This window comes from Bacillus sp. FSL R5-0560, assembly GCF_037966305.1.
Classification (GTDB): domain Bacteria; phylum Bacillota; class Bacilli; order Bacillales; family Bacillaceae; genus Bacillus; species Bacillus mojavensis.
In genome coordinates, this window is sequence record NZ_CP150195.1 from 1,760,870 (window position 1) to 1,773,418 (window position 12,549).

At 43.6% G+C, this 12,549-nt stretch carries 12 protein-coding genes; all 12 read left to right on the forward strand.

Annotated features, from left to right (window positions below; all coding sequences use genetic code 11):
- Window positions 1–2 precede the first annotated feature (2 nt).
- The 12 genes from rimM (at window position 3) to trmFO (ending at window position 12,482) form a co-directional block, all read left to right on the forward strand.
- A complete protein-coding gene (gene rimM / locus NST56_RS09115; protein WP_010334227.1) occupies window positions 3–527 on the forward strand; it encodes a ribosome maturation factor RimM in 525 nt (174 codons plus the stop codon).
- Window positions 524–1,255: a tRNA (guanosine(37)-N1)-methyltransferase TrmD gene (gene trmD / locus NST56_RS09120; protein WP_010334228.1), complete on the forward strand. Its 732-nt coding sequence runs from the start codon at window positions 524–526 to the stop codon at window positions 1,253–1,255. Before rimM ends, trmD begins: the two co-directional genes overlap by 4 nt.
- A 139-nt stretch (window positions 1,256–1,394) precedes the next feature.
- Window positions 1,395–1,742 (forward strand): 50S ribosomal protein L19, encoded by a 348-nt coding sequence (gene rplS, locus NST56_RS09125; protein ID WP_010334229.1) that lies wholly within the window; start codon window positions 1,395–1,397, stop codon window positions 1,740–1,742.
- A 144-nt stretch (window positions 1,743–1,886) separates the two neighbouring features.
- The gene (gene ylqF, locus NST56_RS09130; RefSeq protein WP_010334231.1) at window positions 1,887–2,735 is read left to right on the forward strand and encodes a ribosome biogenesis GTPase YlqF; all 849 of its coding nucleotides are present in this window, start codon (window positions 1,887–1,889) and stop codon (window positions 2,733–2,735) included.
- Between the two features lie 70 nt (window positions 2,736–2,805).
- On the forward strand, window positions 2,806–3,573 hold the full coding sequence (locus tag NST56_RS09135) for a ribonuclease HII (RefSeq protein WP_168747810.1): 768 nt from the start codon (window positions 2,806–2,808) through the stop codon (window positions 3,571–3,573).
- Between the two features lie 29 nt (window positions 3,574–3,602).
- Entirely contained in the window at window positions 3,603–5,333 is a 1,731-nt protein-coding gene (locus NST56_RS09140) for a hypothetical protein (protein WP_339181444.1), read from the forward strand.
- Window positions 5,330–5,611 (forward strand): FlhB-like flagellar biosynthesis protein, encoded by a 282-nt coding sequence (locus NST56_RS09145; RefSeq protein ID WP_010334234.1) that lies wholly within the window; start codon window positions 5,330–5,332, stop codon window positions 5,609–5,611. The genes NST56_RS09140 and NST56_RS09145 overlap by 4 nt, the downstream gene beginning before the upstream one ends.
- Before the next feature lie 173 nt (window positions 5,612–5,784).
- Window positions 5,785–6,942, forward strand: coding sequence for an ADP-forming succinate--CoA ligase subunit beta (gene sucC / locus NST56_RS09150; protein ID WP_010334235.1), 1,158 nt, complete (start codon window positions 5,785–5,787; stop codon window positions 6,940–6,942).
- A gap of 28 nt (window positions 6,943–6,970) precedes the next feature.
- Window positions 6,971–7,873, forward strand: a complete 903-nt coding sequence (gene sucD, locus NST56_RS09155; RefSeq protein ID WP_010334236.1) for a succinate--CoA ligase subunit alpha — start codon at window positions 6,971–6,973, stop codon at window positions 7,871–7,873.
- A 60-nt stretch (window positions 7,874–7,933) separates the two neighbouring features.
- Complete coding sequence (dprA, locus tag NST56_RS09160; RefSeq protein ID WP_268471242.1) at window positions 7,934–8,833, forward strand: DNA-processing protein DprA; 900 nt, start codon at window positions 7,934–7,936, stop codon at window positions 8,831–8,833.
- Window positions 8,834–9,023: 190 nt separating this feature from the next.
- Entirely contained in the window at window positions 9,024–11,099 is a 2,076-nt protein-coding gene (gene topA / locus NST56_RS09165; RefSeq protein WP_029441257.1) for a type I DNA topoisomerase, read from the forward strand.
- 75 nt (window positions 11,100–11,174) lie between these two features.
- Complete coding sequence (gene trmFO, locus NST56_RS09170) at window positions 11,175–12,482, forward strand: FADH(2)-oxidizing methylenetetrahydrofolate--tRNA-(uracil(54)-C(5))-methyltransferase TrmFO (protein ID WP_010334239.1); 1,308 nt, start codon at window positions 11,175–11,177, stop codon at window positions 12,480–12,482.
- The last annotated feature ends 67 nt before the right edge of the window (window positions 12,483–12,549 follow it).

Sequence of the window (12,549 nt, forward strand, 5' to 3'; positions counted from 1 at the left end):
ATATGACAAAGCGATGGTTTAATGTCGGTAAAATTGTAAATACCCACGGAATTAAAGGCGAGGTGCGGGTCATTTCAAAAACGGATTTTGCCGAAGAACGGTACAAGCCGGGCAACACGCTGTATTTGTTTATGGACGGCCGCCAAGAACCGATAGAGGTAACGGTAAACACGTACAGGCTGCATAAGCAATTTCATCTGCTGCAGTTTAAAGAAAGACAAAGCCTGAATGAAGTAGAGGAACTGAAAAACGCCATCATCAAAGTTCCGGAAGAGGATTTGGGTGAATTGAATGAGGGAGAATTTTATTTCCACGAAATTATCGGCTGTGAAGTTTTTACTGAAGAAGGCGAACTGATCGGAAAGGTGAAAGAAATTTTAACACCGGGAGCCAATGATGTATGGGTAATCGAGCGTAAAGGTAAAAAAGACGCGCTGATCCCTTACATTGAATCAGTCGTCAAACAGATTGATGTCAGCGAAAAGAAAATTGAGATTCAACTCATGGAAGGATTAATAGACGAATGAAAATCGATTTTTTGACGCTGTTTCCTGACATGTTTGAAGGGGTGCTCGGTTCATCCATTCTTCAAAAAGCCCAAGAAAAAGAAGCAGTGCAGTTCCAGATCGTCAATTTCCGGGAGTATTCTGATAACAAGCATAATACAGTGGATGATTATCCTTACGGAGGCGGAGCAGGTATGGTGCTGAAGCCTCAGCCTGTTTTTGACGCGGTTGAGGATCTGACCTCAAAAGCAGACAGTCCGCCGCGCGTTATCCTCGTTTGCCCGCAAGGTGAGCGTTTCACTCAAAAAAAAGCCGAGGAATTGGCAAAGGAAGAGCATTTGCTGTTTATCTGCGGCCATTATGAAGGCTATGATGAGCGAATCCGTGAGCATTTGGTGACCGATGAAATATCAATTGGCGACTTCGTTCTGACAGGCGGTGAGCTGCCTGCGATGATGATTGCTGACAGTGTTGTCAGGCTGCTTCCGGGAGTGCTTGGCAAAGAGGCTTCCCACATAGAGGATTCGTTCAGTACGGGGCTCTTGGAGCATCCGCATTATACAAGACCGGCAGATTATAAAGGTTTAAAAGTGCCTGAAACACTTCTATCAGGAAACCATGCTAAAATCAAAGAATGGCGGAATAAAGAATCGATCAGAAGAACCTATTTAAGACGCCCGGATCTCCTGAAAGACTATCCGCTTACAGAGCAAGAAAGAAAATGGATTTCTGAATGGGAAAAAGAATAGATTTTATTGCATAGGCTATGAAATTGTGGTAAGATACTACTTGTGGCTTGAGCGGGCTTATCCGTTGAAAGCTTGAAAACGATGTTCCGCTGTGCCGGGTTTTGTGGCCAAGAGCATCTGTTGGAAGGAGTTGAAAACGATGCAAAAACTAATTGAAGATATCACAAAAGAACAGCTTCGTACTGATCTTCCTACGTTCCGTCCTGGTGACACTTTACGTGTACACGTAAAAGTTGTTGAGGGTAACCGTGAGCGTATCCAGATTTTTGAAGGTGTTGTGATTAAGCGTCGTGGTGGTGGAATCAGCGAAACGTTCACAGTTCGTAAGATTTCTTACGGTGTTGGCGTTGAACGTACTTTCCCTGTACACACACCAAAAATCGCGAAAATCGAAGTTGTACGTTACGGTAAAGTACGCCGTGCTAAGCTTTACTACCTACGTGAACTTCGCGGAAAAGCGGCTCGTATTAAAGAAATCAGACGATAATGATAACGAACGAAAAGAGCTTGTTACCAGTAACAAGCTCTTTTTTTATATAGAATTTGAAAATGCCGGTCAGGCATCGTAAAATACATAAAGAACAACTAAGAATCTTGCACACTCAGAAGATAAAGGCGGTGTTCGTGTCACATGACAATCCAGTGGTTCCCTGGCCATATGGCAAAGGCAAGACGGGAAGTAACCGAAAAATTAAAATTAATCGATATCGTATATGAATTGGTAGATGCCAGAATTCCGATGTCCTCAAGAAACCCAATGATTGAAGACATCTTAAAAAATAAGCCGAGGATTATGCTGTTAAATAAAGCTGACAAAGCAGATGCGGCAGTTACACAGCAGTGGAAAGAGCACTTTGAGAACCAAGGAATCCGCTCTCTGTCCATTAATTCTGTAAACGGCCAAGGATTAAATCAAATCGTTCCGGCTTCAAAAGATATCCTGCAGGAGAAATTTGACCGGATGAGGGCAAAAGGTGTGAAGCCAAGGGCGATCCGGGCGCTGATCATCGGCATTCCGAACGTCGGAAAATCAACGCTTATCAACCGGCTGGCAAAGAAAAATATTGCGAAAACCGGAGACAGACCGGGTATCACAACATCTCAGCAATGGGTCAAAGTCGGAAAAGAATTAGAGCTTTTAGACACTCCGGGGATTCTATGGCCTAAATTTGAGGACGAGCTTGTCGGGTTGAGGCTAGCAGTCACGGGGGCTATTAAAGACTCGATTATCAATCTACAGGATGTAGCCGTGTTTGGCCTCCGTTTTCTCGAAGAACATTATCCTGAACGGCTTAAAGAGCGCTACGGGCTCGATGAGATACCCGAAGACATCGCGGAGCTGTTTGATGCGATAGGTGAAAAACGCGGCTGCCTCATGAGCGGGGGGCTTATTAACTACGATAAAACGACTGAAGTGATTATTCGTGATATCCGCACAGAAAAGTTCGGGAGGCTGTCATTCGAACAGCCGACGATGTAAAGACCCGCAGAAATGCGGGTCTTTATTTTTTCCTGACCCGACCGATACATACAGTAAGGGAGAAGAGAAAGTGAATACATTAACCGTAAAAGACATTAGAGACCGTCTGCAAGGGGTAAAAGATGACCAGGACCCATTTCTTGTCCAGTGTGAAAATGATCCGAGAAAAAGCGTACAAGCGCTTGTAGAGCAATGGCTGAAAAAGCACGCGAAGGAAAAAGCGTTAAAAGAACAGTGGATAAATATGACCTCCTATGAAAGGCTTGCGAGAAACAAGGGGTTTCGTTTTATTGCAGGAGTAGACGAAGTAGGCCGGGGCCCATTGGCAGGACCGGTTGTCGCCAGCGCAGTCATCCTTCCTGAGGAATGCGAAATACTTGGACTCACAGACTCAAAAAAGCTTACAGAAAAGAAGCGTGAGGAATATTACGATCTCATTATGAAAGAAGCTGTGGCAGTCGGTATAGGAATTGTAGAAGCAGCTGTTATTGATGAGATCAATATTTATGAAGCCTCAAAATTGGCAATGGTCGAAGCAATCCGCGATTTGTCCGATACACCCGATTATTTGCTCGTTGACGCGATGACACTGCCGCTCGATACGTCTCAGTCTTCAATTATAAAAGGCGATGCCAAAAGCGTATCTATCGCTGCAGGTGCGTGTATTGCGAAAGTGACGAGGGACCGGATGATGAGCGCATATGCAGAAAAGTATCCGCAGTACGGCTTTGAAAAAAATAAAGGCTATGGGACAAAAGAGCATCTTGAAGCGCTCGCAGCCTACGGGCCGACCGATTTACACCGGAAAACTTTCGCTCCTGTTCAATCTTACAGATAATCTAATGAACAAGGAGGCACCTTTTTGAAATGAACATACGAAATGATGTACAGCAGGCGCTCAAAAACCTTTTTGGTAACACTGCAGCTCCGCAGGAAACATCACATACAACCGACGAATCAAATGCCGTAAAGCGTCTCCTTTTAGGAAAAGTACTTCGTTTATTAGGGGACCAGCATGCACTGATCCAAGTAGGGAATCAAACGATTCAAGGCAAACTTGAAACCCAGCTTCGTCCTCAGGCGTATTACTGGTTTTCCTACGAAAAAAAACCAGCGGAACAGACAGGCCGTCTCCAGGTCGTTCAAAGCTTTGACCAAAATCCCAAAACAATTCAGGATGCAGCGGGCAAGCTTCTGAACGCTATTTCAGTGAAGCCGTCAAACGCCTCCCTTATGATGGCAGGCGCAATGCTGAAAAGCAAAACACCCATCACAGAAAATGATATCAAAACAGCTGTCCGCTGGATGAACACGCTGCCTGCGTCAGACACAAAAAAAGCCATTGAAACAGTTTTATTTACCTTAAAGCGAGATCTCCCCGTTCATCCCGATGTTTTGAGCGGAGTTCATGCTGTCAAATCGCCTGTACCGCTGCATCAGCACTTATCTCAGCTGATTCAGGCTATTCATGAAAATCCTCAGCCGAGCCAGGCGCTGACAAAGCTAAGAGAAGCCGTTACAGCACTATTTAATAGCGAAACAGATATCCATGCAGAACGTCTTATCGAGAAGCTTTTCTCGTTAACGGATCATACCAGATCTGCCTCTTCAGTCAGTACTGCCGGAAACCGGGAGCTTAGTGCAGCAGACGGCTCCGCAGGAAAGGCAAACTGGGCACCTGTAAACCCGCAGGAGCAGCAGCGAAACATACGAGACGGTGCTGCTAAAACTGTCTCAGACATTCCAATGAAAGAAGCAGGAAGGCTGCTGGCCAAACTGACGGAAGCTGCGGATAAAAACGGCAATTCAATCGTAAAAGAAGCAGCGAATTGGATAAAGGCTGTTGTTTCCTCTAGTCAAAATAAGCCCGAGGCAGCAGCTTCTGTTTTGCAGGCCGCACGAGTCACGGATCAAGAAGCCGATGTATTTTTAAAGGCTGTTCAGCAGACAGCTCCTAATTTAACGGATAAGGCAGATGTTCTTTCCTTTTTATCCAAAGTAAAAATGGCAATAGGCGCGCGAGATGAGCTTGCATTTATTAAAGCGTTTGAACAAGGCACCGCAGTGCTGCCTGATGATATTCAATCAGTCAAGATGGCTCTGCATGCCGCCAGAGCGTCACATGAGTTAGCGGAACCTGTCAAACAGGAAGCGGATCAGCTCTTTCATAAATTGAACGGTCAGCTTCTCATGCAGCAGGATCATCCTTCATACAGCCAAATTGTGATGTCATTTCCGATGTTTTCAAAATCGGGGGTTCAGGACATGACTGTTCTTTTTAAAGGAAAAAAAGAAGCGGATGGAAAGCTCGATCCTTCCCATTGCCGGCTCCTGTTTTTACTGCAATTGGATACGTTAAAAGAAACGGTTGTTGACTGCCTGATACAGCAGCAAGTCATGACGATTACAATTGAGACGGATTTTGAGCTTCAGCCTGCCATCGATCCAATGGTGCCCACCCTCAAGCAATCGCTCAAAGAAATGGGCTACAGTCTTTCAGGAGTTAACGCTAAAAAGCGCCTTCGATCTGATGAAATGGCTACAATTGATCAATACATAACAAGCATCAGTGATCAGGAAGTGGATGTGAAAATATGAACGAGCAAACGCCTTTAAGGAAAGCCGTAGCTCTCCATTATGATGAAAAAAAAGATAAGGCGCCAAGAGTAATTGCAACCGGAAAGGGCTATGTTGCTGACAACATTATCAAAGAAGCTAAAAAGGCGGGGGTCCCGATCCAAGAAGATCGGACCCTTGTCGAATTAATGCGCCATTTGACTGTGGATGACCAGATCCCGGAAGCTCTTTATGAAACGGTAGCCGAGATTTTTTCTTTCATTTACAGATTGGACGAAAGTGTAAAAAATAAAAAATAGCCGAAATATTCCCCATTCTCCGCTTGAAATTTATGTTTTTAATAAAATAAAAGTTTGAATGTTTAGAAGGATTTTAAGATTTTGCATCGAACTCTAGACAATTCTTCCAGTATTATATAGAATGAAAGCGCAGTCTATTTTTAGTTTTGTTACATAAGTTAGGAGGATGGGAAATGAATATCCATGAGTACCAGGGAAAAGAAGTCCTCAGAAAATATGGGGTATCTGTTCCTGAAGGTAAAGTGGCTTTTACAGCAGAAGAAGCAGTTGAAAAAGCAAAGAGCTTATCCAGCTCGGTTTATGTCGTAAAGGCTCAAATTCATGCTGGCGGTCGAGGCAAAGCTGGTGGGGTAAAAATAGCAAAATCATTAGAAGAAGTAAGAGCGTATGCCGAAGAACTTTTAGGTAAGACCCTCGTTACGCATCAGACGGGTCCGGACGGACAAGTAATAAAACGCTTACTTATTGAAGAAGGCTGCGATATTAAAAAGGAATACTATGTGGGATTAGTGCTTGACCGTGCCACTTCAAGAATTGTTCTGATGGCCTCTGAAGAAGGCGGAACAGAAATTGAAGAAGTAGCAGAGAAAACACCGGAAAAAATCAAAAAGGCTGTCATTGATCCGGCTGTTGGCCTCCAAGGCTATCAAGCTAGAGAAATTGCATTCGCTATTAATATTCCAAAAGAGCTTGTTGGGAAAGCTGCTAAATTTATGCTTGGACTATACAAAGCGTTTGTGGAGAAAGACTGCTCAATTGCCGAAATCAACCCTCTCGTTGTAACAGGAGACGGGAATGTGATGGCACTTGATGCGAAATTAAATTTTGACAGCAATGCATTATACAGACAAAAAGATATTATGGAATATAGAGATTTGGATGAAGAAGATCCAAAAGAAATTGAAGCGTCTAAATACGATCTGAGCTACATTTCCCTTGATGGAAATATCGGATGCATGGTAAACGGCGCAGGGCTTGCGATGTCCACGATGGATATCATTAAACATTATGGAGGAGAGCCGGCCAACTTCCTTGATGTGGGGGGCGGCGCAACCGCAGAAAAAGTCACGGAAGCATTTAAAATCATTCTTTCTGACCAAAATGTTAAAGGGATTTTCGTCAACATTTTCGGCGGCATTATGAAATGTGATGTTATCGCAGAAGGGGTTGTTGAAGCGACAAGACAAGTCGGTTTAACATTGCCGCTTGTCGTCCGTCTTGAAGGAACAAACGTGGATCTAGGGAAGAAAATCCTTAGTGAATCAGGATTAAATATTACATCTGCGGAATCCATGGCTGACGGCGCGCAGAAAATCGTATCTTTAGTATAGGAAAGAATGAAAGGCAGGGGACCAAATAATGAGTGTTTTTATCAATAAAGATACAAGAGTTATTGTACAAGGGATTACAGGTTCTACCGCTTTATTCCATACGAAGCAGATGCTTGAATACGGCACAAATATCGTGGGCGGTGTGACACCTGGGAAAGGCGGAACAGAAGTGGAAGGGGTACCTGTATTTAATACAGTGGCTGATGCAGTTCATACGACTGGCGCAAATGCGTCTGTTATCTACGTTCCGGCACCTTTTGCGGCTGATGCTATTATGGAAGCGGTAGATGCGGAGCTTGATCTGGTCATTTGCATCACAGAGCATATCCCGGTTCTAGACATGGTAAAAGTGAAACGTTTCATGGAAGGCAAGAAAACGAGATTAATAGGACCGAACTGCCCTGGCGTCATCACGCCTGAAGAATGTAAAATCGGCATTATGCCCGGATATATCCATAAAAAGGGTCATGTAGGCGTTGTATCGCGTTCAGGAACATTAACATACGAAGCAGTGCATCAGCTGTCAGAAGCGGGTGTAGGACAGTCTACAGCCGTTGGGATCGGCGGCGATCCTGTAAATGGAACCAACTTCATTGACGTTTTAAAAGCGTTTAACGAAGATCCTGATACACACGCTGTCATCATGATCGGCGAAATCGGCGGTACAGCTGAAGAGGAAGCTGCTGAGTGGGTAAAAGCCAACATGACAAAACCGGTAGTCGGATTCATTGGCGGCAAAACAGCACCTCCAGGGAAGCGCATGGGACATGCAGGCGCCATCATTTCCGGCGGAAAAGGCACTGCTGATGAAAAAATCAAAACACTTAACGAATGCGGAATCGAAGTTGCAGAGACACCTTCTGTCATGGGAGAAACATTAATTAAAGTGTTGAAAGAGAAGAATTTATTTGAAACGTGCAAAACACATTAATAGAGAAGGGACAGCCATCTTGGCTGTTCCTGCTTTTGCTGTCAAAAGGAGGTCCTCATATTGGATCAGGCCGCTGCCTGTTTAATCACTTGCAGAATCAATCAATTATTATCCCCTTCTCTTCTATTAAAATGGTGGAAAGCTGATCCATTAATGTCACTGTCAAACCCTTCATGCGCATTAGAAACCGCTTCACAAGGCAAAGTAAAGACTGCGGCATTAAAAAATAAAATAGAAGAACAATATCCCAAACTTCAGCATTTACTCTCTGTATACCATCAGCAAGGCATTGAAGTCATCCCAATATCCTCAGGTCAATATCCATTCTGGCTGAAAACCATTTATGATCCGCCTCCCGTGCTGTTTGCAAAAGGTGATATATCCCTTCTTTCTCAAGGGCGTAAAATAGGAATTGTAGGTACGCGGCATCCGACAGCCTATGGAATCCAGGTTGTCAATCATCTTACAATAGAGCTTTGCCATAAAAAGTGGGTGATTGTCAGCGGGCTGGCGTCTGGGATTGACGGATTGTCCCATGCGGCAAGTATTAAGGCGAAGGGGCGGACAATCGGAGTCATCGCAGGCGGATTTCAGAACATTTATCCTCGAGAAAATCTTCAATTAGCAGAATACATGGCTAAACACCATCTTCTTCTGTCAGAGCATCCACCTGAAACCAAACCCCAAAAATGGCATTTCCCTATGAGAAACCGTATCATCAGCGGGTTAAGTGAGGGCATTATTGTTGTGCAGGGCAAAGAGAAAAGCGGTTCTTTGATTACCGCATACCAAGCGCTGGAACAAGGGAGAGAAGTATTTGCCGTACCCGGTTCTGTATTTGATCCTTACGCCGGAGGTCCTATAAAATTGATCCAAGAGGGGGCTAAAGCCATATGGTCAGCAGAGGATATTTATGCAGAGCTTCCTGAGAGAAACGTTCAATATACGGAACCCTTTTGAATTATCGTTTGACAAACAGCATTGTAATATTTAATAATAGTGAGGATTTAAAGTTGCATATTGTTTTCTATTTAAATAATGACGTTCATCATAAAGAATGAAATGTTGAAAGCCAAATAAAGACAGCTGCAAATATAAAATAAAATTTGAAATACTTGAAGAGAGAGAACACCTCTTGAGGGGGATGAAAATGTCTGATTATCTAGTCATCGTGGAATCGCCCGCTAAGGCGAAAACGATTGAACGTTACTTAGGTAAAAAATATAAAGTGAAAGCATCAATGGGACATGTCCGGGATCTTCCAAAAAGTCAAATGGGAGTTGACATAGAACAAAATTTCGAACCGAAATATATAACCATTCGAGGTAAAGGTCCGGTATTAAAAGAGCTGAAAACGGCTGCCAAAAAAGCGAAAAAAGTTTATCTCGCAGCCGACCCCGACAGAGAAGGGGAAGCGATTGCATGGCACTTGGCCCACAGCCTTGACCTGGATCTTAATTCAGACTGCCGTGTTGTGTTTAACGAAATTACGAAAGACGCAATTAAAGAATCATTTAAGCATCCCCGCATGATCAATATGGATTTGGTGGATGCACAGCAGGCGAGACGTATATTAGACAGGCTCGTCGGATATAAAATCAGCCCAATTCTTTGGAAAAAAGTTAAAAAAGGGCTCAGCGCTGGCCGTGTTCAATCTGTTGCCCTCCGTTTAATTATTGATCGTGAAAAGGAAATTAACGACTTTAAGCCAGAGGAATATTGGACAATAGACGGCACGTTCTTAAAAGGACAGGAGACGTTTGAAGCGAGCTTTTTCGGTAAAAACGGAAAAAAACTTCCTTTAAAGAGCGAAGCGGATGTAAAAGACATACTTTCTCAGCTCAAAGGCAATAAGTATACAGTTGAAAAAGTAACTAAAAAGGAACGGAAACGCAATCCGGCCTTGCCTTTTACAACTTCAACCCTTCAGCAGGAAGCAGCGCGCAAGCTCAATTTCAGAGCGAAGAAAACGATGATGATTGCGCAGCAATTATATGAAGGAATTGATCTAGGAAAAGAAGGAACTGTCGGTCTGATCACGTATATGAGAACGGATTCAACCCGTATTTCCAATACAGCAGTTGATGAAGCGGCAGCGTTTATTGATCAAACGTACGGAAAAGAGTACTTAGGCGGCAAAAGAAAGCCCGCTAAAAAGAATGAAAATGCTCAGGATGCCCACGAAGCGATCCGCCCGACGTCGGTTCTCAGAAAACCAAGCGAATTAAAAGCAGTCCTTGGCAGAGATCAGCTGAGACTGTATAAATTAATTTGGGAGCGTTTTGTTGCCAGCCAAATGGCATCTGCTGTGTTAGATACAATGAGTGTTGATTTGACAAACAACGGTTTGACTTTTCGTGCAAACGGAAGTAAAGTCAAGTTTTCCGGGTTTATGAAAGTGTATGTTGAAGGCAAAGACGATCAATTGGAAGAAAAAGACCGGATGCTGCCTGACCTGCAAGAGGGAGACACTGTTTTATCTAAGGATATAGAACCGGAACAGCATTTTACCCAGCCGCCTCCGCGCTATACTGAGGCCCGCTTGGTTAAAACGCTTGAAGAACTCGGTATCGGCCGTCCTTCCACTTATGCTCCGACGCTTGATACGATTCAGCGGCGCGGGTACGTTGGCCTGGATAATAAACGGTTTGTTCCCACAGAATTAGGGCAGATCGTGCTTGAACTGATCATGGAATTTTTCCCTGAAATCATTAACGTTGAGTTTACGGCAAAAATGGAAAAAGACCTTGATAATGTTGAGGAAGGCAATATAGAATGGGTACAGATTATTGATAACTTCTATACCGATTTTGAAAAGCGCGTGAAAAAAGCCGAATCAGAAATGAAGGAAGTTGAAATTGAGCCTGAATATGCCGGAGAAGATTGTGAATTGTGCAGTTCTCCTATGGTGTATAAAATGGGCCGATACGGTAAATTCCTAGCTTGCTCCAATTTCCCCGATTGCCGGAATACAAAGCCGATTGTCAAACAAATCGGTGTGAAGTGCCCGAGCTGCGGAGAAGGAAATATTGTTGAGCGAAAATCGAAAAAGAAACGGATTTTTTACGGCTGTGACCGTTATCCGGACTGTGAATTCGTTTCCTGGGACAAACCAATTGAACGAAAATGTCCGAAATGCGGAAAAATGCTTGTTGAGAAAAAGCTCAAAAAAGGCATACAAGTCCAATGCGTGGAATGCGATTATAAGGAAGAACCACAGAAGTAGCGGTGAGCAGGGTCTTGCTCACCTTCTTTGTGTGTTAAAAGAAGACAATGAATAATAAACTAGGAGATGTGAAAGATGAACCAACAAACAGTGAATGTAATCGGAGCCGGACTTGCAGGCAGTGAAGCGGCATGGCAGCTTGCCAAACGGGGGATTCAAGTCAGATTATATGAAATGCGCCCAGTCAAACAGACGCCTGCCCATCATACTGATAAATTTGCAGAACTGGTATGCAGCAACTCTTTACGCTCCAATACACTTGCTAACGCTGTAGGTGTATTAAAAGAAGAAATGCGTGCGCTTGATTCAGCAATTATCGCTGCGGCTGACGAATGCTCAGTGCCTGCCGGCGGCGCACTCGCGGTAGACCGGCACGAATTTGCGGCAAGTGTGACAAACCGGGTGAAAAACCATCCCAACGTTACTGTTATTAATGAAGAAGTAACAGAAATACCGGAAGGACCAACAATTATCGCAACTGGTCCGTTAACTTCAGAATCATTGTCTGCACAGTTAAAAGAGCTTACTGGAGAAGACTATTTATACTTCTATGATGCAGCGGCGCCTATCGTAGAGAAAGACAGCCTTGATATGGATAAAGTGTATTTGAAGTCCCGTTATGACAAAGGAGAAGCGGCTTATCTAAACTGCCCGATGACAGAAGAAGAGTTTGACCGATTTCATGAAGCTTTGACTTCGGCGGAAACTGTGCCGTTAAAAGAATTTGAAAAAGAGATTTTCTTTGAAGGCTGCATGCCGATTGAAGTAATGGCAAAACGAGGAAAGAAAACAATGCTTTTCGGACCGATGAAGCCAGTGGGATTAGAGCATCCTGTTACCGGAAAACGTCCATATGCAGTCGTTCAGCTTAGACAGGATGATGCGGCGGGAACTCTCTATAATATTGTAGGATTCCAAACTCATTTAAAATGGGGAGACCAAAAGGAAGTCCTCAAATTGATTCCCGGACTTGAAAATGTGGAAATCGTCAGATACGGCGTTATGCACAGAAATACATTCATTAATTCTCCAAGCTTGTTAAAGCCGACTTACCAATTTAAAAAACGGAACGATTTGTTCTTCGCAGGACAAATGACGGGAGTAGAAGGATATGTGGAATCTGCTGCTTCTGGACTTGTAGCAGGTATTAATGCGGCTAAACTTGTTTTAGGAGAAGAGCTTGTCACTTTTCCTCAGGAAACAGCAATAGGCAGTATGGCTCACTATATTACAACAACAAACCAGAAGAACTTCCAGCCGATGAACGCAAACTTTGGGCTTTTAAAAGAATTGCCTGTTAAAATTAAAAATAAAAAAGAGCGTAATGAACAGTACGCAAATCGGGCGATCGAGACAATTCAAACAATTTCGAAAACAATTTAGGTATTGATTGCAACTTGAACACGATTTGTGATACCATTTAAAAGCCCTTCCTGGGGAGGTATTTGGC

Excerpts from the sequence above, each read along its gene's own strand:
- NST56_RS09145 (WP_010334234.1), top strand. The coding sequence starts at position 5,330 with ATGAACGAGCAAACGCCTTTAAGGAAAGCCGTAGCTCTCCATTATGAT.
- topA (WP_029441257.1), top strand. The coding sequence starts at position 9,024 with ATGTCTGATTATCTAGTCATCGTGGAATCGCCCGCTAAGGCGAAAACG.
- rimM (WP_010334227.1), top strand. The coding sequence starts at position 3 with ATGACAAAGCGATGGTTTAATGTCGGTAAAATTGTAAATACCCACGGA.
- trmD (WP_010334228.1), top strand. The coding sequence starts at position 524 with ATGAAAATCGATTTTTTGACGCTGTTTCCTGACATGTTTGAAGGGGTG.
- trmFO (WP_010334239.1), top strand. The coding sequence starts at position 11,175 with ATGAACCAACAAACAGTGAATGTAATCGGAGCCGGACTTGCAGGCAGT.
- sucC (WP_010334235.1), top strand. The coding sequence starts at position 5,785 with ATGAATATCCATGAGTACCAGGGAAAAGAAGTCCTCAGAAAATATGGG.
- rplS (WP_010334229.1), top strand. The coding sequence starts at position 1,395 with ATGCAAAAACTAATTGAAGATATCACAAAAGAACAGCTTCGTACTGAT.
- NST56_RS09140 (WP_339181444.1), top strand. The coding sequence starts at position 3,603 with ATGAACATACGAAATGATGTACAGCAGGCGCTCAAAAACCTTTTTGGT.
- sucD (WP_010334236.1), top strand. The coding sequence starts at position 6,971 with ATGAGTGTTTTTATCAATAAAGATACAAGAGTTATTGTACAAGGGATT.
- ylqF (WP_010334231.1), top strand. The coding sequence starts at position 1,887 with ATGACAATCCAGTGGTTCCCTGGCCATATGGCAAAGGCAAGACGGGAA.